Annotated in this window: 21 protein-coding genes and 1 pseudogene; 11 read left to right on the plus strand and 11 right to left on the minus strand. The window is 20.8% G+C overall.

Annotated features, from left to right (window positions below; translation table 11 throughout):
• Positions 1-2: 2 nt before the first annotated feature.
• A complete protein-coding gene (gene lepA / locus RJT65_RS01125) occupies positions 3-1796 on the minus strand; it encodes a translation elongation factor 4 (protein WP_343153116.1) in 1794 nt (597 codons plus the stop codon).
• A gap of 187 nt (positions 1797-1983) precedes the next feature.
• Here lepA and mnmA point away from each other — a divergent pair, with 187 nt between their 5' ends.
• From mnmA to ribA, 8 genes and pseudogenes are all read left to right on the plus strand, one after another.
• Positions 1984-3114 carry a tRNA 2-thiouridine(34) synthase MnmA gene (gene mnmA / locus RJT65_RS01130; protein ID WP_343153118.1) on the plus strand — a complete coding sequence of 377 codons (1131 nt, stop codon included), beginning with the start codon at positions 1984-1986 and terminating at the stop codon, positions 3112-3114.
• Positions 3115-3291: 177 nt separating this feature from the next.
• The gene (purB, locus tag RJT65_RS01135; protein ID WP_343153120.1) at positions 3292-4662 is read left to right on the plus strand and encodes an adenylosuccinate lyase; all 1371 of its coding nucleotides are present in this window, start codon (positions 3292-3294) and stop codon (positions 4660-4662) included.
• Positions 4663-5154: 492 nt separating this feature from the next.
• Entirely contained in the window at positions 5155-5943 is a 789-nt protein-coding gene (locus tag RJT65_RS01140) for an enoyl-ACP reductase FabI (protein ID WP_343153122.1), read from the plus strand.
• Positions 5944-6152: 209 nt separating this feature from the next.
• A complete protein-coding gene (locus RJT65_RS01145) occupies positions 6153-8102 on the plus strand; it encodes an exoribonuclease II (protein WP_343153124.1) in 1950 nt (649 codons plus the stop codon).
• Positions 8103-8277: 175 nt separating this feature from the next.
• Positions 8278-8919 (plus strand): YchE family NAAT transporter, encoded by a 642-nt coding sequence (locus RJT65_RS01150; protein ID WP_343153126.1) that lies wholly within the window; start codon positions 8278-8280, stop codon positions 8917-8919.
• Between the two features lie 167 nt (positions 8920-9086).
• Complete coding sequence (gene lipB / locus RJT65_RS01155; protein ID WP_343153128.1) at positions 9087-9707, plus strand: lipoyl(octanoyl) transferase LipB; 621 nt, start codon at positions 9087-9089, stop codon at positions 9705-9707.
• Positions 9708-9854: 147 nt separating this feature from the next.
• A pseudogene (gene lipA / locus RJT65_RS01160) lies at positions 9855-10709 on the plus strand (lipoyl synthase); the annotation flags it as partial.
• A gap of 665 nt (positions 10710-11374) precedes the next feature.
• A complete protein-coding gene (gene ribA, locus RJT65_RS01165; protein WP_343153130.1) occupies positions 11375-11962 on the plus strand; it encodes a GTP cyclohydrolase II in 588 nt (195 codons plus the stop codon).
• A gap of 157 nt (positions 11963-12119) precedes the next feature.
• Here the strand turns inward: ribA and sppA are convergent, their stop codons facing one another.
• The 9 genes from sppA to trpD all read right to left on the minus strand — a co-directional run bounded on the left by sppA (position 12120) and on the right by trpD (position 20764).
• The gene (gene sppA / locus RJT65_RS01170) at positions 12120-13769 is read right to left on the minus strand and encodes a signal peptide peptidase SppA (protein WP_343153132.1); all 1650 of its coding nucleotides are present in this window, start codon (positions 13767-13769) and stop codon (positions 12120-12122) included.
• A 102-nt stretch (positions 13770-13871) separates the two neighbouring features.
• Positions 13872-14279, minus strand: a complete 408-nt coding sequence (locus RJT65_RS01175; protein ID WP_343153134.1) for an H-NS family nucleoid-associated regulatory protein — start codon at positions 14277-14279, stop codon at positions 13872-13874.
• Between the two features lie 274 nt (positions 14280-14553).
• Entirely contained in the window at positions 14554-14949 is a 396-nt protein-coding gene (gene yciA, locus RJT65_RS01180) for an acyl-CoA thioester hydrolase YciA (protein ID WP_343153136.1), read from the minus strand.
• Positions 14950-15195: 246 nt separating this feature from the next.
• Complete coding sequence (locus tag RJT65_RS02615) at positions 15196-15495, minus strand: septation protein IspZ (protein WP_428994326.1); 300 nt, start codon at positions 15493-15495, stop codon at positions 15196-15198.
• 17 nt (positions 15496-15512) lie between these two features.
• Positions 15513-16274, minus strand: a complete 762-nt coding sequence (locus RJT65_RS01185; RefSeq protein WP_343153138.1) for a YciC family protein — start codon at positions 16272-16274, stop codon at positions 15513-15515.
• Positions 16275-16354: 80 nt separating this feature from the next.
• Positions 16355-17173 (minus strand): tryptophan synthase subunit alpha, encoded by an 819-nt coding sequence (gene trpA / locus RJT65_RS01190; RefSeq protein ID WP_343153140.1) that lies wholly within the window; start codon positions 17171-17173, stop codon positions 16355-16357.
• Positions 17160-18362 carry a tryptophan synthase subunit beta gene (gene trpB / locus RJT65_RS01195; RefSeq protein ID WP_343153142.1) on the minus strand — a complete coding sequence of 401 codons (1203 nt, stop codon included), beginning with the start codon at positions 18360-18362 and terminating at the stop codon, positions 17160-17162. Before trpB ends, trpA begins: the two co-directional genes overlap by 14 nt.
• Before the next feature lie 30 nt (positions 18363-18392).
• Positions 18393-19763, minus strand: coding sequence for a bifunctional indole-3-glycerol-phosphate synthase TrpC/phosphoribosylanthranilate isomerase TrpF (gene trpCF / locus RJT65_RS01200; protein ID WP_343153143.1), 1371 nt, complete (start codon positions 19761-19763; stop codon positions 18393-18395).
• On the minus strand, positions 19760-20764 hold the full coding sequence (gene trpD, locus RJT65_RS01205; RefSeq protein WP_343153145.1) for an anthranilate phosphoribosyltransferase: 1005 nt from the start codon (positions 20762-20764) through the stop codon (positions 19760-19762). Before trpD ends, trpCF begins: the two co-directional genes overlap by 4 nt.
• Positions 20765-20913: 149 nt before the next feature.
• On the opposite strand from trpD, the gene RJT65_RS01210 reads away from it, so the two are divergent.
• Positions 20914-21810 (plus strand): DMT family transporter, encoded by an 897-nt coding sequence (locus tag RJT65_RS01210; RefSeq protein WP_343153147.1) that lies wholly within the window; start codon positions 20914-20916, stop codon positions 21808-21810.
• A 265-nt stretch (positions 21811-22075) separates the two neighbouring features.
• Here the strand turns inward: RJT65_RS01210 and RJT65_RS01215 are convergent, their stop codons facing one another.
• Positions 22076-22855 carry an inositol monophosphatase family protein gene (locus RJT65_RS01215; RefSeq protein ID WP_343153149.1) on the minus strand — a complete coding sequence of 260 codons (780 nt, stop codon included), beginning with the start codon at positions 22853-22855 and terminating at the stop codon, positions 22076-22078.
• Positions 22856-23026: 171 nt separating this feature from the next.
• Between RJT65_RS01215 and rlmN the strand changes: the two genes are divergently transcribed.
• Entirely contained in the window at positions 23027-24112 is a 1086-nt protein-coding gene (gene rlmN, locus RJT65_RS01220; RefSeq protein WP_343153151.1) for a 23S rRNA (adenine(2503)-C(2))-methyltransferase RlmN, read from the plus strand.
• Between the two features lie 38 nt (positions 24113-24150).
• Positions 24151-25434, plus strand: coding sequence for a histidine--tRNA ligase (gene hisS / locus RJT65_RS01225; protein WP_343153153.1), 1284 nt, complete (start codon positions 24151-24153; stop codon positions 25432-25434).
• Positions 25435-25482: the final 48 nt, after the last annotated feature.

Here is a 25482-nt window from a genome sequence, read left to right on the forward strand (position 1 = left end):
AATTATTTATTGCAAGTATTTAATACTGAGAAAAATGCTTCTTGAGGCAAGTTTACATTTCCAATTTTTTTCATTCTTCTCTTTCCTTTTTTTTGTTTCTGAAGTAATTTTTTTTTACGACTAATATCTCCTCCATAACATTTAGATAAAACATTTTTTCTTAACTGTTTTATTGTAGAACGAGCAATAATTCGATTTTTTACTCTTGCTTGCAAAGCAATATCAAATTGATGACGAGATATAAAATTTTTCATTTTTTTAATTATCTCTTTTCCTCTATACAAAACTTGACTTTCATGAATAATAATTGAAAAAGCATCTATTTTTTGAGAATTAACTAATATATCTAGACAAACCATATTAGATGTTTTAAATTTTTTAAAATCATATTCTAACGAAGCATAACCACTAGAAATAGATTTGAGTTCATCAAAGAAATTAAGAATAATTTCTGACATAGGTATTTCATAAGTTAAAGAAACTTGTTTTTCATAGAAAAAAATTTTTGTTTGGATTCCTCTTTTTTCATTACATAATTTTATAATATTTCCCAAATACTGAATTGGAGATAAAATATAACATTCTGCAATTGGTTCTCTAAAAGATTTTATATTCTTTAATGCAGAAATCTTAGCAGGAGTATCCATATACATTAATTCATTGTGCTCATTCTCTATTTCATACACAACTGTCGGGGCTGTTGAAATTAAATTTAATTGATACTCTCTTTCTAAGCGAGCTTGTATGATTTCCATATGAAGTAAACCTAAAAATCCACATCTAAATCCAAATCCAAGAGCAATTGAATTTTCTGGTTCATAAAATAAAGAAGAATCATTTAAGCTTAATTTTCCTAAAGCATCTCTAAACACTGTATATTGTTCAGAAGAAATAGGAAATAATCCTGCATAAATTTGAGGTTTAATTTTTTTAAATCCAGGCAATTGATTAATAGCTGGTCGCGCTAAAGATGTTATGGTAGCACCAACTGGTGCTCCTAAAATATTTTTAATTCCACAAATAACCCAACCTACTTCTCCACAGTTTAAAATCGATTTTTTAACTTGTTTTGGTGTAAAAATTCCAATTTCCTCTATAGAATATTTTTCTTTAGTGCTCATAATTTGTATTCTTTCACCTTTTTTTAGTGATCCATTTTTTATACAAACAAGAGATACTATTCCTAAATATTTATCGAACCAAGAGTCAATTATTAAAGCTTGCAAAGGATTATCAATTTTTCCATTAGGAGGAGGGATATCGGTAATTATTTTTTCTAAAATATCTATAATCCCAAACCCTGTTTTTGCAGAACATTCGACTGCTTGTTTAGATGAAATACCAATTATTTCTTCTATATCTTTTCTAATTTTTTCAGGATTAGCCGTAGGTAAATCAATTTTATTAATAACAGGAATAACTTTTAGTTTTTGTTCAATAGCTGTATAACAGTTAGCAACGGTTTGAGCTTCTATGCCTTGGCTAGCATCTATTACCAATAAAGCCCCTTCGCATGCAGATAATGATCTAGAAACTTCATAAGAAAAATTAACATGTCCAGGAGTATCAATGAAATTAAATTTAAATTTTTGTTTTTTTTTAGATATATAATTAATACTTACACTTCTAGCTTTTATAGTAATTCCTCTTTCTCGTTCTAATTCCATAGAATCTAAAACTTGATTAGACATTTCCCGATTAGATAATCCTCCGCATATTTGAATTAATCGATCAGAAATTGTTGATTTTCCATGATCAATATGTGCAATAATAGAAAAATTTCTTAAATATTTCATTTTTTAATTAATTTACCGTTGTAAAAAAATAATTGTATTTATTCATATGTTTTATTAAAAAACATATTAAATGATACAAAAATGTCATTTGCATTATTTAATTAATGATAATATCATCAAAGATAAAAAATACCTTATTTTATTTAACATAACTATAAAATTGATATAAACTAATAAATATTAAAATATGATAATAATTAAAAAAAAGATAAAAAAACCTAAAGTTATTGTTGCAATGTCTGGAGGAGTAGATTCTTCCGTATCTGCTTGGTTATTAAAAGAAAAAAATTACCAAGTGGAAGGATTGTTTATGAAAAATTGGGAAGAAGAAGATAATTCTGAGTATTGTGGGTCTAAAAAAGATTTAAAAGATGCAAAATTAGTATGCAAACAATTAGATATATACTTACATACTATAAATTTTTCTTTAGAATATTGGAATTATGTTTTCAAAATTTTTTTATCAGAACATAAATCTGGTAGAACACCTAATCCTGATATATTATGCAATAAAGAGATAAAATTTAAATTTTTCTTAAATTTTTCAATAAAAGTGTTAAAAGCAGATTTTATAGCAACAGGCCATTATGTAAGAAAAAAAGAAATTTTAGGAAATACTTACTTATTAAAAGGAAAAGATAAGAAAAAAGATCAAAGTTATTTTTTATATTCTATTACTAATTATGCTTTAAGAAAAACTTTATTTCCATTGGGAAATCTTTATAAAAAAAAAGTTAGAAAAATTGCTAGAAATTTAAACTTAGTAGTAGCTGAAAAGAAAGATTCTACTGGAATTTGCTTCATAAATCCAAAAAATTTTAAATTATTTATAAAAAAATATTTACCTATTAAAAAAGGAAGTATTATTTCTGTTGAAAATGAATTTTTAGGAAAACACACTGGTTTAGTGAACTATACAATAGGACAACGCAAAGGAATAAAAATTGGTGGAAAAAAAAATTTTTCTTCTGAACCTTGGTATGTAGTTAAAAAAAATATTTCTACGAATTCTTTAGTTGTAGCACAAGGAATTAATAATATATATTTAATGTCTACCGGATGTTTAGTTGAACGATTATCCTGGTTTAATAAGAATAAAGTTTTTATTTCTTTGAAATGTAAAGTTAAAATCAGGTATCAACAAGAAAATATTAATTGTGAAATAAATAAACTTAGTCATGATTTAATTATAGTAAAGTTTGAAAAACCTATTTCTTCTGTGACTCCTGGACAGTCAGCAGTTTTTTATTTAAAAAGTATTTGTTTAGGAGGGGGCGTTATAAAAAAAAGAATTGCTTTAAAAAAAATTAATGTATAAAAAATATTAAATATTATTTTTAATGTAATTTTTTTAATTTAAATTAAATATTTTTAAATAAATTAATTAATTTATTTAATTAAAAAAGTTAATTCATAAAATTTAATTTTTAAATTTTAAATAATTTTTTTATATATTTCAAATAAATTAAACAAAAAATAAATAGGAAATGCTTTAATGAAATTAAGTAATCTAATGGCTATTTCTCCTATCGATGGAAGATATTTTAAAGAAACTTTTTTTTTAAAAGAAATATTTAGTGAATATGCTTTTTTAAAATTTAAAATTAAAGTAGAAATTAATTGGCTAATAAAATTATCCACTATAACAGAAATAAAAGAATTACCTTCGTTTGATTTAATAACAATTAAAAATTTGAATAAAATTTATAAAGAATTTGATAAAAAAGATGCTTACCAAATAAAAGAAATTGAAAAAAAAATTAATCATGATACGAAAGCAATTGAATATTTTTTAAAAAAAAAAATATCAAAAATAAAAAATTTAAATTTTATTTCAGAATTTATTCATTTTTCTTGTACATCAGAAGATATTAATAATCTTTCTTATGCTTTAATGTTAAAAAAATTTATTAAAATGTCTTTAATACCTCATTGGAAAAAAATTATTTCTTTACTTAAAAAACTTTCTTTTTTATATAAAAGCGTACCAATGCTTTCTCGAACTCATGGACAACCTGCAACTCCCACTACAATGGGTAAAGAAATAGCAAATTTTATTTTTCGTTTATCTAGACAATTTAAAAAAATAAAAAAAATAGAAATCCTAGGTAAAATAAATGGAACAGTAGGAAATTATAACGCTAACTTAATTGCTTATCCTGAGGTGGATTGGGTTAAAATAAGTAGAGAATTTGTAACTGAATTGGGAATTACATGGAATCCATATACTACTCAAATAGAACCTCATGATTATATTACAGAATTATTTAATTGTATTTCTATATTCAATTTAATACTTATTGATTTTTCTAAAGATATTTGGGGATATATTTCAATTGGGTATTTTTCTCAAAAAAAAATATTAAAAGAAATAGGTTCTTCAATAATGCCACATAAAATAAATCCTATAAATTTTGAAAATGCTGAAGGAAATTTAGGACTATCTAATGCGATGATAAATTTTATCGGACAAAAATTACCTATTTCTCGTTGGCAAAGAGATTTAAGTGATTCAACTGTGTTAAGAAATTTAGGGGTAGGGTTAGGGTATTCAGTAATAGCTTATTTTTCTATAGAGAAAGGGATAGAAAAAATTTCGATTAATGAAAAAAAAATAACAAAAGATTTAAATAATCATTGGGAAATTCTTACAGAAGCCATACAAACTGTTATGCGACGTTTTTCTATTAAAAACTCTTATGAAAAGTTAAAAGAAGAAATTAAAAAAAATAAAATTAATTCAGAAAATATTTTAAATTTTATTGATAATTTATCTATTCCAAAAAAAGAAAAAATAAGATTAAAAAAATTAACTCCTAGTAATTATATAGGATTATCTGTTGAATTAACTAATCGAATTTTATAAATGAATAATTAATTATTAATTAAATTTAAAAAAAAATTATTTTTTTAAAAAATATAATTTTTTATAAATTGAATTTTTATTCAGTAATTTTCTTCTTAAAAATAAATCTATGAAATTATTAATTTTTAATAAAGCATTATTTATCGATTTTTTCTAGAAAAAAAATAGTTTAATTAAAAAAAATCTTAAAATTTAAAATAAAAAATTTACTGTAATAAAGTATATCTATATTTTTTTAAAAAAAGAAGGTATAAACCTTCTTTTTTTTAATTCTTATAATTTAATTAAATATTAATTTTAATAGAGTTAGATATAAATAAATTTAAATAATAAAATATATAAAATAAAAAAAAATGTGTTTTACCATACAATTAATCATTATTTCATTAGGTAAATAAATTAACTTAATTATTAAAATTTTTTTAATATGAGAAATAAGTTGAATTTATTTATAATTCTTTTAAAAAAAATAATAAATAAAATTAAATCAATATGAAAAATTACCAAAAAAAATTACTTTTAGGTAAAAAAATATTAATTACTGGTGTTTTAAATAAATATTCAATTGCATATGGAATAGCAAAAAAAGTTCATGAATATGGAGCAGAGTTAGCATTTACTTATTGTTCTAAAAAAAATAAAAAAAAAGTTGTAGAATTAGCTAAATTTCTAGATTCAGATATTGTCTTTTTATGTAATGTTAAAAAAGACAATAGTATTAAAAATTTTTTTTTAAATTTAAAAAAAATTTGGAAAAAATTTGATGGAATTGTTCATTCAATTGCTTTTGTCTCTAGAAAACAATTAACGGGAGATTTTTTAAATGTACTTACTAGAAAAGAATTTTTACTTTCTCATGAAATTAGTTCATATAGTTTTTCTGCATTAGCAAAAGAATCTAAAGATATGTTAAATAAATCCTCTTCTTTAGTAACTATTTCTTATATTGGATCTACTAGAGTTATTCCAAATTATAATGTAATGGGATTAGCTAAAGCATCTCTTGAAGCAAATGTTCGTTATATGGCTTTTTCGTTAGGAAAAGAAAGTATTCGAGTTAATGCTATTTCTTCAGGTCCTATTAAAACTATCTCTTCATATGTTATTAAAGATTTTAAAAAAATTATAGAAAAATCTGTTAAAAATAGTTTTATTAAAAAACCTATTAATATTTTAAATATAGGAAATTCTGTTGTTTTTTTATTTTCTGAACTTTCTGCAGGAATAACCGGGCAAGTTATTTATGTTGACGGAGGATTTAATGTTTCAATTATGAGCTAATGTTTTTTATAAAAAATTTTAAATTTCCTTAAAGGCATATTAATGTCATTTAAAATATATTAATAAATGTTATTTATAAGTAATAAGTATAAAAAATATTTTTTTTAATAAGATAAAAAATAAAAAAAATGATTACTAAAAAATTTTTAAAAAAAATATTTTTTTATAGAAATTTTCAAACATATTTTATTAAATTAGGTTTAAATATTATGTTTTGTAATAATCCATTGTTAATAAAGTTAAAAAAAAAATTAGAAAAAAAAATATCAATAATAGAAATAGAAGGTACAGTTAGAAGCACTAAAAAAAAATTTGGTTTTTTAGAAACTAATACTCGTAAATTTTATTTTTTATCTCCAGAAGAAATGAAAAAAGTAATGCATGGAGATAAGGTTAAAGCGGAAATTATTTTTAAAAATAATAAAGAAATTGTAATTATAAAAAAATTATTAACTCCTATCTTAAAAAAATTTATTGGAAAAATAATAAAAAAGAAAGATGTATTCTATATAATTCCGGAAAACTCGTTAATAAAAAAAACAATTTTTTGTAATAGAGAAAATAATATGTCAAAAATATTTGAAGAAGGAGATTGGGTATTTGCTGAATTAATTCAACATAGATTAAAAGGTTATAAAATATTTTTTGCTGAACTAATAGAATTTATTGTAAATTCAAATGATCCTTTTTATTTTTGGAGTATAATGTTATCAAAATATAATTTAAAAAAAAAAGAACCTTCTATAGATATTAAAGAAAATATAAAATTTATTTCAGATGAATTAAATCGAAAAGATTTGACGAGCTTAGAATTTATTACTATCGATAACGAAAATACTAAAGATATTGATGATGCTTTATTTATTCAAAAAGAAGAAAATAATACAATTAAACTAATTGTTGCTATTGCAGATCCAACTTCTTATATATCGGTAGGAAGTAAATTAGATAAAATAGCTGAAAATCGTTCGTTTACTAGTTATTTTCCGGGATTTAATGTTCCTATGTTACCTAGATCACTATCAGAAAATTTATGCTCATTATGTCCAAATGAAAAAAGACCATCTCTAGCTTGTGAAATTATATTTTCAAAAGATGGAAGTATTATCGAAAAAAAAACTAGATTTTTTTTAGCTTGGATAAAATCTAGAAAACAATTAACATATTTAAATGTCTCTAATTGGTTAAATAAAAAAGGTTCTTGGAAACCTAATAGTCTTTCTATAGAAAAAAAATTAATTTTATTAAGAAATTTTTCTTTGCTTCGTTTAAATTGGAGGAAAGAAAACGCTTTAATTTTTAAAGAAAGACCAGAATATAGATTTCAAATTAATAATAAAGGAGAAATTGTTAATATATATATAGAACCCAGAAGAATTGGAAACAGAATAGTAGAAGAAGCAATGATTGCTGCTAACATGTGTGCTGCTACTTTTTTATTTAAAAAATTAGGTTTTGGGATATATAATACTCACATTGGATTTGATTTAAAAAATTCTAAATTTACGGTTGAATTCTTAAAAAAATATAAAATTTTTCTTGATAGTAAAAATATTAATACTTTAAAAGGATTTAAAGAACTTCATTTTATTATAAATAAACTAGGAGATAATTATCTTGAAGCAAGAATTCGAAAATTTCAAGCTTTTGGAAAAATAAGTATATTTCCTAAACCTCATTTAGCACTAGGTTTAAAAGTTTATGCAACATGGACTTCTCCAATTAGAAAATATGGAGACATGATAAATCATCGGCTACTAAAAGCTATTATCAAAAAAGAAAAAATAAAAAGACCAAAAAAAGTTGTGTTAATTAAAATAAATGAACAACGAAGAAAGAATAAAATGGCTGAGAAAGAAATTCAAAATTGGTTGTACGCAAATTTTTTTAAAAAAATAAATGAAAAAGATAAAATATATTCTGCAGAAATTATAGATGTTTATAAAAATGGGATTAAAGCTAGAATTATTGAAAATGGAGCTTATGTATTTATTCCTTTATTTTTTTTACATTCTAAAAAAAATGAAGTAGTATGCAATAGAGAATATGGAATTATAGAAGTTTTAAAACATATATTTTATAGAATATCCGATATTTTATTGGTAACTATCGTTGATATTCAAATCAATAAAAGAAGTGTAATAGCTTGTCCGATATAGAATATAATATATTATTATTTTTAAAGTTTTATTAGATAATTTTCTATTTGAATTAATTTTAATTTATTAATTTTTAATTAGAATTTAATTTCTATGCATTAAGTATTACTTTTAAAATGACTATTAGTATTATATTTTATTTAAATTTTTTAATTCAAAAATATGGAGATAAAATATGAATATATTATTTGGTGATTTTTTTATTTATATAGAGTTTTTTTTTAGTTTATTTGCATTAGTCAATCCAATAGGTTTAATCCCTATTTTTTATAGTATAACAAGCAAACAAACAATTAAAGAAAGAAATCAAACTAATTTAATTGCTAATATATCTGTCAGTATTATTTTGTGCATTTCTTTATTTTTAGGGCAAACTATTTTAAATATTTTTGGTATTTCAATTAATTCTTTTCGTATTGCTGGAGGTATATTAGTAATTGCTATTGCTTTTTCCATGTTAAGTGGGAAAATAACAAAAAAAGAAGAAAAAAATAAAAAATCTGTTAAATTTAATTCTGAATCAGATACTGTAAGTGTAGTTCCATTAGCAATGCCGTTAATAGCAGGCCCTGGAGCTATTAGTTCTACTATTGTCTGGAGTAGTAAACATTCTGATATACAAAATCTAATACTTTGTAGTTTAATAATATTAATCTTCTCATTTTTTTGTTGGACATTATTTAAAATTTCTCCTTTAATTGTAGATTTTCTTGGAAAAAATGGAATTAATATTATGACTAAAATAATGGGTTTATTATTATTTTCTATAGGAATTGAGTTCATAATCACTAGTATCAAATCTATTTTTAATATTTAGCGCTATTTAGCTATTAAAAATTTTTTTATTAAAAAAATAATTTAATAAAATATAGAAATAATGAATATCAGATATTCATTATTTACTTAGAAATTTTTTTTGAAGAATCAAATTTTTATTTAAATTAAATAATTTTTATTTTTTTTAAAATTAAGCAGGAATTTAATTTGTACAATACAAAAATTATTATCCGTAATTTAGGAATAAAAAATTGGAAAACTATTTATAATTCTATGCATGAATTTAATTATCTTCGAAGTAGTAGTACTATAGATGAAGTTTGGTTAGTTGAACATTACCCTGTTTATACTCAAGGACAAATTAGAAATAAAAAAAATATTATTAATGTTACTAATATTCCTATAGAGAATAGTGATAGAGGTGGTCAAATTACTTATCATGGTCCTGGGCAAAAATTAATATATTTTTTAATTGATTTAAAAAGAAGAAATATACATGTTCGAAAATTAATTGAAATATTAGAAATAATTATTTTAAATACTCTAAAAAAAATTGATATTTTAGGAAAAATTAAAAAAGGAATGCCGGGTGTTTATATAGAAGAAAAAAAAATATGTTCGTTAGGATTAAAGATAAAAAATGGTTATTCATTGCATGGCTTATCATTAAATATAGATATGGATTTAACTCCTTTTCAAAATATCATCCCCTGTGGAAATAAGGAAATAAAAATGGATAATCTTTCTAAATTTACATCTAAAAAAAAATTAAAAAATATAGAAAATATATTAAAAAAAAATATTTTTAAAGAATTTAAAAAATATTAGTAATAATTTTTTTATCACTTAAAATTTATTTCTTTTGTGGTATTATAACCAATTAACTAATAAAATAAAAAAATAATTTTTGTTAAAATTTTATTTATATAAATAAAATTTTTTATTATTTTTTTTTAAATTTTTTTCTTATAAATTATGTTAAAAAAACCTAATTGGATAAAAATTAGAATTCCGACAAATTCAAAAAAAATTGACAGAATGTTTAGTAGATTAAGAAAAAAAGAATTAAATTCTGTTTGTGAAGAAGCAAAATGTCCAAATTTAAGAGAATGTTTTAATAATGGAACAGCAACTTTTATGATTCTCGGAAAAATTTGTACAAGAAAATGTCCTTTTTGTGCTATAATGAATGGCAGAGCTATGCCTATAGATAAAAATGAACCTAAGAATTTAGCTTCAACTATTCAAAGTATGAATATAAATTATGTAGTCATTACATCTGTTGCTAGAGATGATTTACATGATGGAGGAGCTGAACATTTTTCTAAATGTATTAAAGAAATTAGAAAAAAAAAAGATATAAAAATAGAAATTTTAGTCCCTGATTTTAGAAAAAAAATTAAAATCGCTTTAAACACATTAGAATCTTCTCTTCCTGATATATTTAATCATAATTTAGAAAATGTTCCTCGTTTATATTCTGAAATACGACCAGGAGCGGATTATTTTTCTTCTTTAAATTTACTAAATATTTTTAAAACTAGAAATCCTAATATTCCTACTAAATCAGGATTAATGTTAGGTTTAGGAGAAACAGAAAAAGAAATTATTGAAGTAATGAAAGATTTAAGAAATAATGGAGTAAATATGATAACAATAGGACAATATTTGCAACCTAGTAAATTTCATGTTTCTGTAAAACGTTATATAACTCCTCAGGAATTTATAGATTTTCAAAAAGAAGCTTTTTCTATGGGGTTTACTAGCGCATTTTGTGGACCATTTGTTCGTTCTTCTTATCATGCAAAAGATCAAATTAAAAACTTTTAATTATTTTTTTGAAATTTATAATTTTTATATTTTTAATTAGAAATTATGAAAAATTTAAAAGTATTTAAATATTTTTTTAAAAAAAATAATATTTGTTTAGTAAAAAATATTAAATTTAAAATTTTTTTATTATCAAGTTAATAAGCAGCTGATTAAACAGCTGCAAGTTTGTACATTCAAGTTATTCAATTTTTATAAACTAACAAATAATGATACGTTAAGTATACACAAATTATTTTTTAAAAAATTTTAAAAAAGCACATTTTCTATAAAAATAAAGAGTATTTATATAGTTTATAAAATATTTTTTTTAATAAAATAAACAAAAAAATATAAATTTTGTTAAAAAAACAGACTTAAATTTTATAGAAATAAAAAATTTTTATATAAATTTAAAAATATTTACTTTAAAAATAAAAAAATTTAATATAATTTTTTATAAAAAAATTATAGATTCATTAATCTTAAATTTAATTATTACAAAAAAAATTTTGATTAACTCAAATATTTTTTTAAAACACATTTAATTATAAAATATGTATATATACCTTTTTAAAAAAAAATTTAATTATTTAAAATAATAAATTAAAATAAGTAATATTAGTTATTTTTTTATTTTTTAGTTTTTTTTATTGTTATTTTTTTGAAAAAATAGGATTTTTATTATGCGAGTTAAAAAAATATCAGAAGCTAATTTACCAACTCCATGGGGAAATTTTTTAATTGTAGGATTTAAAGAAAAAAATAGTCAAAAAAATCATGTAGCTTTGATTTATGGTAACATAAATAAGGATGTTCCTATTTTATCAAGAATACATTCTGAATGTTTAACAGGAGATGCTTTTTTTAGCTTAAGATGTGATTGTGGTTTTCAATTAAAAAAAGCTTTAGAATTAATTTCTTTAGAAAGTCAGGGAATTTTAATCTATCATAGACAAGAAGGAAGGAATATAGGTTTATTAAATAAAATTAAAGCTTATTCTTTGCAAGACAGTGGACTAGATACAGTAGAAGCTAATCAAAAATTAGGATTTTCTGCAGATGAAAGAGATTTTTCTATTTGTATTGATATATTTCATATACTGAAAATAAAAAAAATTAAGTTATTGACTAATAATCCATTGAAAATAAAAATTTTTAAAGATTCAGGTATAGATGTTATAGAAAGAGTATCAATTATTGTAAAAAAAAATTCTAATAATTTTAATTATTTAACTACTAAAGAAAAAAAAATGGGACATTATTTAAAATAATTATGTAAATAATAAAAATTATTATAAATTTTATCACTCTAATATATTAGAAAAAAATTTTTAAGGTATATATTTAATTAATATTATTTATTAATAATATTTCATAGAAAAAGTGATTTTTTATTTTTTAAAAAAATTAAAAATTAACCTTATTTTTTTAATTTAAAAAATAATTGTTTTTTTTCATCCAAATTATTTGATAATTTGAAATATTGGATAGGAAAATTGTTTTTTTTAAAGCATCATCAAAATCTCCAATAAAATCAACTAACTTATTATTTTTCCCTTCTATTCCTATGTAAATTTCTTTTTTTTCTAATTTTTTAATTTTTTTTAATGATAATTTTCTTGATTTAGCTATTTTTTTTAAATTATTTAAATAATCATATTTTATTTTTAATTGTATTATCTTTTTTTTATTTTTTTTAAATTTTTTAAAAAGGTTATTTTTTATAAAAAATGAAGAATAGAATTTATTTCTATCAATTTTTAGTTTATAAATCAATTTATTAAATGTATTTTTAACATTAAATATTTTGATCGGACTTATTAATGTTGTAGGATGAGCAAATATATAATCTCCTACCGAAGCTATCCGATATCCTTCTGATGCAACAATTTGTCCCATAGAAATAATAACAGGCTTTTTAGAATCTTTAAAATTTATTAATTCTTCCCTTATTCTTTCTGAAAAAATTATATTTCCTCCAGGGGTATTTATTCTAAAAATTAATGCTTTAATATCTTTTCTTTTCTTAGCAATTTTAATTTTATTAATAATATAATTTTTATTTTCTGAAATAAAACCATCTAAAATTATAACTGCTATTTTATTTAAACTTTTTTTATTTTTAATATGATAATCGTTGATATTAATATAATTAAAATTATTTTTCTTTTTATTAAATCCAAATTTTTTAATTAATATTTTTCTAATTTTTGGATAAGGATAAATAAAATCTACTAATTTTTTATTTCTTTCATATTCTGAAAATTTTTCAGAGTTTTTTTTGAATCCTTTAATTAATTTTTTTTTCGAATAAGAAATTTTTTTATACCGAATATTTCTATTTTTTTTTATTTTTTTAATAAAACGTTTCCATAAAAAATTAATCCATTTTTTTTGTAAAATTGTACTTTGAGTAGTAACTCTTTTTTTTGGATAAAATCTGATAATTGATTTATTTTTTTTTATTTTAACAATATTAAATTGTACTTTTAAATATTTTAAAAAATTTTTATAATAAAATTGATTTATCTTATACTTATCAATATTTATTTTCCCTTGAGAACATAGAAAAATTTTATCTGAAAAAGAACTTATATAATATTGAGATTGAGAATAATTGTTAGCTATTGAATAAATAGGCTTTTTTGAAAAACTAAATTCTTTTAAACTTTTTCCTATATATTCTAATAAATTTTGACTTGATCCGGAAAAATTTTGCAAATCTAATATAATTCCATTTATTTTATTATCATTTTTTGCTTGTCTAATTTTATCTACTATTTCAAAAATAGAATTTTCTTTGTTTTTTTGAAAATTTAAATTAATAAATTTTGAAATAAAATAAATAGTTTTTTGATTAATTTTTTTTTTTTCTGTAATTAAACCGTTAATATTAATTAATAAAGGAACTTTTTTGTAAGAAAAATAATTTATATTGAAATTTTTTTCAATAAAAATTATTGAAATTAATAAAAAGAGTAATATAAGAAAAATATTAAAAGAAAATTTTTTAATAAAATTTACCATTGAATAAATTATATTTATTAAATTAGAGATTAAACTTAAAAAATATTTCATTTTTTTTCCATTTTTACTTTATAATATTTAACTTAAAATAAAAATAACTATTTTATATTTGTTTTATATATTTTTTTTAAAAAATAAAAGATAAGACATATTTCATAAAAGAAAATCTTTTAAATTTTTTCTTTTATTTAAAATAGCATTTTTTATAACAGTTGGAGTTCTTCCTTTTCCAGTCCAAGTTTTCATTTCCCCTTTTTTATTTAAATATTTATATTTAGCAGGATGAATAATTTTATTTTTTTGATAAATATTTTTTTTAAGATTTTTTTTATTTAATAATTCATGAAGATTAATTCCATCAGCTAATAACATTTTCCGATAATAATTAAGTTTTTTATTCTTTTTTTTTATTTCTTCTTGCAATTTTACTTCTTTTTTTCTTCTTTCATTAACAATAATCTTAAATTTTTTTAATATTTTTTCTAAAATTTTTAATGAAATTTTTTTAGTTTGAGAACGTAAAATTCTTATATTATTAATTTTTTTAAGCTTAGCTTTCATTTAGATAATCTCAATATTCGATTAAGAAATTATTTTATGATTCAAAATAAATTATTTAATTCCTTTAAACATTATTTATATAAAAAAAATAAATAAATATAAAAATTTTTTTATTTATACTTACCTTGTTATTACATTCATGTATGTTGTTCAAAACATGAAAAAAAAATATTTTTTATAAAAACATACATGAAATATAAAAAATTTATAATACCATTATTATATATACAAAAACTTTTTATTTTATTTTTAATAATTTCTATTATTACGTTTTTTAAATTAAAACCGTACGAGGTTTGCCTTTATCATCAATAGCTACATATATAAAATTAGATATTGCAACAATATATTTTTTTCCTATTAACTTAGAAGAAATTTTTTTAATCCATATTTCTATATTTATAGAAATAGAACTAGTTCCTATTTTTATAATTTCTGCATAACAACTAACGATATCTCCGATAGAAATAGGTTTTAAAAAAGTTATGTTATTAACCTGAACGGTAACAACTTTTCCTTTAGAAATTTCTTTTGCAAGAATAGCACCGGATATGTCCATTTGCGACATAATCCATCCTCCAAATATATCTCCATTTGAATTTGTATTTGAATGAGTAGGTACTGTTCTTAGAACCATTTTTCCTGTAGGTTTATTTTTTTTTATTTCCATATTATTTTTTTCCTTATTAATTAAAAAAATTATTTATTTTTATTTTTTATATTAAAGATATAAAAAAGATTTAATAAAAAAGCAACACTAGTTATAAGAACTATTCTAAAAATTTTAAATTTTATTCATATTATTTTAGAAAAATTTAAAACTACATAGGCGTTAAGCATTCCTAAGAAAATAAAAAAAAAGACTAAAAAAAACTAATTTTTTTTGCATTCTTAATTCGAAAGATTTATTTTTCTTTCAAAAATATTTTGAATAAATTTTTTTCATAAAAAACTGATTAAACAAAAAAATAATTGCAAGAGTTATATTTAACATAGCGACTTTCCATTGTATAAATAAAAAATTTTTAAAAAATATAGAATTTAATCCAATAAAAGTTATTAATGAAAAATTAATTAAATTTATTAAATCTATTTTTTTATAAATTATAAAATAGATTAATAATAAAAATGTTAAAGATAAAAGTAAAAATAAAGATGCAAATAAAATCTTATATTTAAGAAGATATATAATATAAAAAATCAGCATTGAAAACATATCTAACAAAATTATCACTATAAAAAGTCTCTATCTTCATTAATAAAAAAAATATAAAAACGAAACAAATATATAATTAAAAAAGATAATAAAAGATTATTAATTCCATATAATAAAAAAATATTAGAATATGGTGAAATTATTGTATTAGTAATAAAACTAATAATTAAAACTATACTTTTACTAAATATCCAAAACATTATGCTTGGAAAAATAAATCTCATATTTTTAAAACTTATACTTATACTTTTTTTAATTGAAAAAATTACATTTTTTTCTTCAGTAAATAAAATTATAGGAGATAATGATAATAAACTAAATATAAATAAACCGGGGATTATAAAAATCATTGATCCAAACTGAACAATTATGGTTAAAACAATAACCATTAATAATAGATCTGGAAAAAAAATAATCATTTTATAAATTTTTTTTTTCCATGAATTATTTTTATTTAAAAAAAATAATTCAAGAATACCTATAACTCCACTTAATAAAATTGTATTAGCTATCAAATAAGAAGAAATTTTAGAGAATAGTAATCTAAATAATATTTTTTGTTCTGAAACATGCATGCTTTGAATTTTTGTAAATAAATAATTAGTATTATATTTATTCATTTCATAAAAAATACTTAATTTTCTATATTCTGGATCAATAAAGTAACTTATAGTCATTGCGATTAAGGCAGAAAAAAGAGAAATCAAGAATATTATCCAAAAATTTTTTATAAAAAAATTTTTGGAATCGTTAAATAATAATTTACTTGTAATATACATACGTTATCATCCTTTATACGAAAACTGGATTTCTAAAAATATCTTTTTTAATTTATTTATAAATATTAATAACTTTTTATTTAAAAATATATATTTTTAGTAGATAGTTTAAGAAACTCTGTTTTTTCCTTAATTTTTTTAATCATAGTCTTTGTTTCTGTGGAGTATTTTTCTATTATTTTAATTAAAATAGATCCACAGATCACACCAGACATCCCCATTTTTATAGAATTTTTAATTTCTTCAGTTTTGTGAATTCCAAATCCCTGTAACAAAGGAATTGAAGAATATTTCTTTAACTTAGTTATCATATCTTTATTTATAGAATAAGATTTTTGATGAATTCCAGTAACACCTGGTCTAGATAATATATATATATATCCTTTAGCATATGAAGAAATCTTTTTTAAAAAAATTTCATTTGCATTAGGAGGACAAATAAATATTTGAGATATATTATTTTTTAATGATTCTTCATAAAAAGGAAGAGATTCTTCTATTGGAACATCAGGAATTAGTATAGAATCTATGCCAATATTATTACATTTAGTATAAAAATTTGAAATCTTGTACTTAAAAATAATATTCGCATAAACTAATATTCCTATAGGAATATTAGGATACTTATCTCTAATTTTAAATATTAAAGAAAAACAAGATTGAATATTAATACCTGCCTTAAAAGCTCTTAAATTTGCATTTTGAACTATTGGTCCATCTGCCATGGGATCGGAAAATGGAATACCTAGTTCTAAAGCATTAGCTCCTTTTTTTATGAGAGCATCTACTATTTTTAAAAATATATCAAAAGAAGGATCTCCAACTGTTATAAAAGGAACAAACATGCCTTCATTTCTTAATTTTTTTTGGTAATTAAACATATTCTTATATCTTGACATATTCCCCTCCTTTTTCTAATAAAGAATTATAAACAGTATTAAGATCTTTATCTCCTCTTCCTGAAAGATTTACAATAAATAGTTGTTTCTTTTTAGGATTTTTTTTCATTAATTTAATTGCATAAGATAAAGCATGAGCTGATTCTAAAGCAGGAATAATCCCTTCTGTTTTACAAAGAATATTAAACGCTTCTAATGCCTCTGAATCTTCTATGGAAACATATTCTGCTCTTCCTGTAGATTGTAACCAAGCATGTTCTGGCCCTACAGAAGGAAAATCTAGTCCGGCGGAGATAGAAGCGGAATTTTCAATTTGTCCTTCTTTATTTTGTAAAATTTTTGATTTCATTCCAAAATATATTCCCGTTTTTCCTAATGCTAAAGATGAGCCATGTTTTTTAGTATGCAATCCTTTTCCACCAGCTTCCACACCTATTAAACGAACATTTTCTTCTTTAATAAAATCTGAAAATATTCCAATAGCATTAGAACCTCCTCCTATGCAAGCAATTATTGCATCAGGTAAACGATTTTCTTTTTCTAAAATTTGTTTTTTACTTTCCTTTCCAATAATTTTTTGAAATTCTTTTACTATACTAGGATATGGATGTGGGCCGGCAGCTGTTCCTATCATATAGTAAGAATTTTCGTAATTTCCAGACCAATCTCTTAATGCTTCGTTACAAGCATCTTTTAAACTAGAAGAACCAACATTTACGGGAATAACCTTAGCACCCATTAGTTTCATTCTAAATACATTTAATTTTTGTCGATCAATATCTTTTTTTCCCATATAAATTCTGCATTTTAATCCCAATAAAGAGCAGATCATTGATACAGCTACCCCATGTTGTCCTGCTCCTGTTTCAGCGATAACTTCTTTCTTTTTCATTTTTAAACATAACATTCCTTGAGCTAACACTTGATTAGTCTTATGAGCTCCTCCATGCAATAAATCTTCTCTTTTAATGTAAATTCGAGTATTTGTATCTTTAGTTAAATTTCTACATAATGTTAAAGGAGTTGGTCTTCCTGCATAATTTTTTAATAATTCAGATAATTTATTTTTAAACTTTTTTTCTTTTTTACAATTAATAAACATTTTTTCTAAATCATATAAAGCGGGAACTAGAATTTGAGGTACATACATACCTCCAAATTTTCCAAAATATGGGTTTAATAATTTCATTATTTCTTTTTCTTATATTTTTTTTATACATTAAGAATAATTTCTTAATATTTTAAATATCAATTTAATTTTTTTGTTACTTTTTATACCAATTTTTTTTTCTACACCAGAATTAAAATCTAATCCAGAAAATTCTAATTTTAAAGCAGACAAACAATTTTTTTCATTAATACCTCCACTTAAAAGTATTTTTTCTTTATTCAAAATTTTATCTTTAAAAATAGACCAATCAAAAGTTTTCCCACTACCTCCTTGTAAATTATCAAATAAATAAAAATCTATATCTTTTAAATTTAAAGGTGGAATATTTTTTTTTATACTATAAGCTTTCCATATGGAAATATTTTTTGGAATTTTTCTTTTCAAAAAAGAAATATATTCTTGATTTTCATTCCCGTGTAGTTGAATAGCTTTTAAAGCTACTTCATTTATTACAGATAAAATATAATTTATGGAAGAATCTTGAAATACACCGACATAATTAAATTTAATTGAATTAGTTAATATTTTAGCTTTTTTAACAGATATCTTTCTTTTAGAAAAAGGACAGAAAATTAATCCTGCATAAATAGCTCCAGAACTTTTTACTTTTTTTACATCTTTTAAATTTGTTAATCCACAAATTTTATTGTTTCCTAAAATTAATTTTTTTAGATCAAAATCTAAATCTTTTGATTGCATTAAAGATGAACCGATTAAAAATCCATGTACTATTCGACTTAGTTTTCTTATTTGAGAATATTTATTAATTCCAGATTCGCTAATAATTTTAATGTTTTTAGGTATTAAAGGTGCTATTTGTTTTGTTTTGTTTGTATCAATCGATAAATCATGTAAATTTCTATTATTAATCCCAATTACCTTGGATTTAGCAGCTATAGCTATTTTTAATTCTTTCTCGTTATTTATTTCTGTTAAAACTCCCATATTTAATTCATGAGCTATATTTGAAAACAAAATATATTGATCATAATTTAATATAGATAACATTAATAAAATAGCATCTGCGCCATAATATCTTGCCAAATATATTTGGTAAGGATCAATAAAAAAATCTTTACATAAAATAGGTTGAGTTACATTTTTTCTTACAGTTCTAATGTCCTCAAGTTTTCCTAGAAAATATTTTTCTTCTGTTAATATAGAAATAACAGAAGCATATTTTGTATATATTTTAGAAATTTCTATAATATTAAATTTTTTGTTAAGAACTCCTAAAGAAGGAGATTTTTTTTTACATTCTAAAATAAAATTTAGTTTTTTATCTTGTAAAGAAGAATAAAAATTACGTTCAGATTTTTCTAGAAAATTCTGAAATTTTTTTAATGGTTGTTTTTTTTTTCTATCTTTAATCCAACTAAGTTTATCTAATGTTATTTTTCTTAAGATAGAATTAATCATAATTTTCCTTGATTTGAAAAATTTTTTACAAATTTATAAATTTTTCCGCTTTTAATACTTCTTAGCGCAAAATCAGTATTTTCTTTTAAGTTTTTATGGCCAAATAATTTTAGTAATAATCCTACATTTGCTGATATTGTTTCAGCATAAGCAGAATTTCCTTCACCTTTTAAAATAGATTTCATAATATCATAATTTTCTTTTACTGTACCTCCTATTAACATATCTGTTGAATATGAGTTCATACCAAAATCTCTCGGATATAAGGTATATGTAAAAATTTTTTCTTTATATAGTTCTACAATTTCTGTTGAATTACATAAAGTTACTTCGTCACATTCGTTACTATGAACTAAAATTACATGTTTATATTCTAATTTTTTTAACACTTTACTAATAGGAAGTAATAGTTCTTTACTATATACACCAATAATTGCTAATTTAGGCTTTGCTGGATTTAGTAATGGACCTATTATATTTAATATGGTTCTTGTTTTTAATGCTTTTCGAACTGATTTAGAATGTTGAAAACCGGAATGATATTCCGAAGCAAGTAAAAAACAAATGTTTTTTTTTCTTAATAAATTTAAAGATTTTTTAACTGACATCTTTGGTTCAATTCCATATGATTTTAAAAAATCTGCAGATCCAGATTGGCTTGAAATACTATAATTACAATGTTTTATAATTTTAAAACCGCAATATGCTGCTACAAAAGCACTTATTGTTGAAATGTTAATTTTATTTAACTTATCTCCTCCAGTACCAACTATATCTGCAAAAATATATGATGGAGTTGGAAAGGGTTTTGAGTATTTTAAAAATGCTTGGACAGCACCTAAAATTTCTATATCTGTTTCCCCTCTTATTTTCATTGATATTAAAACTGCTGACAATTGCACAGAATTTAATTTCCCTTTGATAATACTTTCAAATAAAAGATAACTTTCTTTTTCATTGATATTTTTTTTTTCATAAATTTTATTTAATATTTTTTTCATTTTTTTATTTTTTTTAAATTCTAATGTTATTATTGAATACTTAATTTTTTATACTAAATCATTTTTTTAAAAATATATATTTAACTATTATTTCTATATAAAAAAATATTTATTTAAGTTTAATTATTATATGAAACAGGAGATTTTTAGTGCAAAAAGTGATAATAATCTCACTATTTATTTTAGTTTCTTTTATTTGGGGAACAACATGGATAGCTATGAAAATAGCAACTAATACTATTCCCCCTTTATTTGCTACCGGATTTCGATTCTTATTATCATTTCCGTTACTATTAACTATCGCCTATTTTAGAAAAGCTCCATTATTTTTTCCTTTAGGACAAAGAAAATTTCAATTAATAATATCTATTTTTTATTTTCTTTTTCCATTTTCATTAATGTTATATGCAGGTAGTACTTTAAATTCTGTATTGGCATCTATTATATTTTCAAATATGCCAGTAATTGTTTTAATATCATCTATTATTTTACTAAAAGAAAAAACATATTTTTCGAGAAGATTAGGTATATTTACATCAATAGTATCACTAATTCTTTTAGTAGGAAAAGAATTATATTCTCGTCATTTTAATTCTTTAATTGGAATTTTTTCTTTAATTTTTGCTATGGTTAGTCATTCTATAATTTATGCTTTATGTAAAAAAAAATCTTATAAAATTTCAATTATTACATTTAATACCATTCCTTCTTTTTTTTCTGGAATATTATTAACAATCATAGCTTGGTTTATAGAAAATCCTTCTCTTAAAAAATTTTCTTTTGTTTCAATAATGGCGGTTTTTTATTTAAGTACTTTTGTTAGCATAGGAGCAATATTAATGTATTTTTATCTTCAAAAATGTATTAATAATTTTTATGCTTCAATAGTATTCTTAATTATTCCAATAATTTCAGAGTTACTAGAATTTTTTATTTATGGAAATAGTATTTCTTTAGATGAATATTTATTTTTTATTCCTATAATTATAAGTGTATTATTAACTTTATTACCGAAATCATTTTTTAAAAAAATTTTTTTTATTTAAATTATTATCTCTACATATAAAAATTGTATAAAATTTTATACAAGTCTAAAATAGAAATTTTTTTTAAATAATTATTAAATATACGAAATTTATATTTTTAAAAAACTTTCGTATATTTAAAATAAATCAAATCAATTTAATTAAGCTGTTTTTTATAGAATTGATGAATTTAAATTAAAAATTTATATAATATTTTTTGTAAAAATATTACCGATATTAAAAAAAATTAAATGTTGTTTCTAATAAAATTTATTTATAAAAAATATTAAGTATTCCTAAAAATTTTTTTTAAACAAGAAGAATTTCCTACTAAAATCGAATTTTTTTTAAATAAAATATTTTCTTCGGAAAAATTTCTAATTAATCCTCCAGATTCTTGAACTTGTAATATCCCTGCCATATAATTATCATATACATTTTTTAAATTAAAATAAAATAATCCATCTAATCTACCACTAGAAAAATAGGCAAAATCTAACATTTTAGATCCTGTACATCGAAAATGTATATTTTCAATAAGAAAATTTTTAAATATTTCTTGATAATAAGTAATATGTTGGAGACTATTAAAAGGTTGATTAATTGCTATAATTATTTTCTTCTGGATATGATCATTATTACATCTTATTCTATAACCATTCAATTGAGCTCCTCTTCCTTGTACTGCAGTAAATAACTCATTTTTTAATGGATCATAAATTACTGAAATTTCTAAACGAAAATTTATTATCACAGCAATAGAAATACAAAAATGAGGCAAATTATTCTTAAAATTTTCTATTCCATTTAAAGGGTTAATTAACCATTGAATATTTTTTTCTTTATTTTTTTTAAATTTTTCATCAATTTTACATATATAATGATTAGGATAAGTTTGAAGAATTATATTCTTCATTATTTTATAAGAAAAAAAAATAGTTTTTTCTAATTTTTTAGAATGTTCTATTTTATTTTTTAAAAAAATATTTTGATTATCAAAATCGTAATTAATAACATTACCACCCTTTCTAGCTGCTCGAATGGCAATATTCAGCATTGGATGCATATTATATTCTTAAATTATTATAAATAATGTTAATTATATCAGCTAAGTACTTATGTGTCTTTTACATTAATTATTGATTTTTTTAAAATATATTTTTAAAAATAAGCTTAATTACATAATTATTTTTTTAATGAATTTAAATTATTATTTAAAAAAAAGGATTAATAAAAAATGAATTTTAAATTTAATGATATATCTAACATTATAACAATGTCTAAAATAAACTTACTTGATTTAAATGTTTCAAAAATGCGAGAATTTCTAATATACATTCAAGAAAAACCTTTTCGTGCAAATCAAATAATGAAATGGATATATCATCATTTTTGTGATGATTTTTCAAAAATGTCTAATATTAGTAAAAAATTAAAAAATAAATTAATTAAATATTCATTTATTCAATCTCCTGATTTTACTCAAGAAAAAAAGTCATTTGATGGAACGATAAAATGGAGTTTTTTAAGTAATAAAAATTATGTAGAAACTGTTTATATCCCTGAAAGAAATAGAGCAACTATTTGTATTTCATCTCAAATTGGATGCCTTTTAAATTGTGATTTTTGTTATACCGGAAAAATGGGATTTAAAAAAAATTTGAAAGTTTCTGAAATTGTTGGTCAGTTATGGAACTTATTAAAATTAGCTAATAAAAACAATGGAATAAAAAAAATAACTAATATTGTTTTTATGGGTATGGGAGAACCCTTGCTAAATTTTAAAAATATGATAACAGCATTAGATATTATATTAAATGAAAATGGTTTTAATTTTTCTAAATATAAAGTTACTTTGTCTACATCTGGGATAGTTCCAATGATAAATAAACTAAGTAAAATAGTAGATGTTAGATTAGCTATTTCTTTGCATGCATCAAATAATCAAATTAGAAATAAATTAATGCCAATTAATAAAAAATATGATATTCAATCAGTAATAAAATCTGCAAATAATTATCTTAAAAATTCTAAAGCCAATAAAGGAAAAGTAACAATAGAATATGTTATGCTTGATAAAATCAATGATTCTTTTAAAAATGCTGAAGAATTAGCTATAGTTTTAAAACATATTCCAAGCAAAGTTAATTTAATTCCCTGGAATTCTTTTCCAAATTCCATGTATAGAGCTAGTAGCATTAGTAATATTGTTCATTTCTCAAATATTTTAACTAAAAGAAAAATTTTTAATTCTATTAGAAAAAATAGAGGAAAAGACATTTATGCAGCATGTGGTCAATTAAACAATGAGTTAAAAATATAAAAATTAACTATAAATTTTATTAGATATAGGAAAAATAAATGAATAATACTACACAAATTATAAGAGGTATGCATGATTTAATTCCAGATGATGTAATTAAGTGGAACTACATAGAAAATATATTAAAAAAAACATTAATTAATTATTGTTATGATGAAATTAGATTGCCTATCGTAGAAAAAGAAATACTTTTTAAAAAATCAATTGGTACAATTACTGATGTTTTTGAAAAAGAAATGTATTCTTTTAGAGATAAAAGTAACAATAAAATTTGTTTGCGACCAGAAGGAACCGCAGGTTGTGTTAGAGCAGCAATAGCTAACAGTTTAATATTTAAAAAAAAACAAAGATTATGGTATATTGGTCCAATGTTTAGATATGAAAGGCCTCAAAAAGGAAGATATAGACAGTTTTTTCAGTTAGGAGTAGAAATATTTGGATATTCAGAGCCGGAAATTGATATAGAAATTATTTTACTTAATATAGATTGGTGGAAAAAATTAAATCTTGATAAATATTTAACTTTAGAAATCAATACTATTGGTTCAATAGAAGATAGGAAAGTCTATCAAAAAGAGTTAACTCAATTTCTTATTAAAAATAAATCGTATTTAGATAAGCAATCTAAAGATAGATTGTTACAAAATCCTTTTAGAATTTTAGATAGCAAAAATAAAGAAGTTCAAAAATTACTTCTCGATGCTCCTAAATTATTTAATTTTTTAAATAAAAAATCTATTTTTAGATTTAATTTTTTTTGCAAATTATTAGATTCCTTAAATATTAAGTATATTGTTAATAACAATTTAGTTAGGGGATTAGATTATTATAATGATACTGTTTTTGAATGGAAATATTATTCCAGTAATATGTCACAAAATACAATATGTGCTGGAGGAAGATATGATAATCTTGTAGAAAAAATTGGAAACTATTCTTCTCCAGCAATAGGATGTGCTGTAGGAATGGAAAGATTAATTTCATTAAATTTAATAATATCAAAAAAATTAAATTTATTTATTAAAAAAATCGATTTGTTCGTTTCTTTTTTATATCCAAATTTATATTTAGAAACTATTAAGTTAAGTAAAAAAATAAGAAAAATTTTTAAAAATGTAAAAATGTTATTAGAAACATCATATACAACTGAAAAAAAACATTTAAAAAAAGCAAATGAATTGAATGCAAAAATTTTTATTTTTATTACTTCAAAAGATATTAAAACAAAGACTATTTTTATTAAAGATCTTGAAAAAAAAATTAATTTTAAATTTTCCGAAAATGAATTATTTCTTTTTCTTAAAGAAAAATTACATAAATAATACTTTGATATACCAATAAAAATGTTTTGTAAGTCATATAAAATTTAT

This window comes from Buchnera aphidicola (Mindarus japonicus) (genome assembly GCF_039393905.1).
Classification (GTDB): domain Bacteria; phylum Pseudomonadota; class Gammaproteobacteria; order Enterobacterales; family Enterobacteriaceae; genus Buchnera_A; species Buchnera_A aphidicola_B.